Source organism: Mycetohabitans sp. B8, from assembly GCF_021991875.1.
Lineage (GTDB): Bacteria > Pseudomonadota > Gammaproteobacteria > Burkholderiales > Burkholderiaceae > Mycetohabitans.
This window is the reverse complement of record NZ_JAHLKR010000042.1, coordinates 1-289: the sequence shown is the minus strand read 5'-3', so window position 1 is coordinate 289 and position 289 is coordinate 1. Positions and strand designations below refer to the sequence as shown.

Below are 289 nucleotides of genomic sequence, written 5' to 3'. Positions count from 1 at the left end.
GCACCCTACTGGTCGATCTCGAGCAACGGCGCCCATTGGATCTGTTGCCCAATCGTGATGCGACATCGGTGGCGAACTGGCTAACAGGAAACCGTGCAATCCGGGCGATTGCGCGCATCACGGCATTGGACCGGCGTACAGTGCGACATTGGATCAACGCCGGTGGGTTTCCTGAGCGGGCGCAAAGGCCACCCGCAGCCAGCAAGTTGGAGCCCTATCGAGCGTATCTTGCCCAGCGCTGGCGTGAAGGCTGCCCAAACTCGGCGAGGTTGTATCGGGAAATCGTGGG

The 289-nt window shown here is 61.2% G+C and carries 1 pseudogene; it reads left to right on the top strand.

The features are described from left to right. A pseudogene (locus tag KQH60_RS14585) lies at positions 1-289 on the top strand (ISL3 family transposase); the annotation flags it as partial.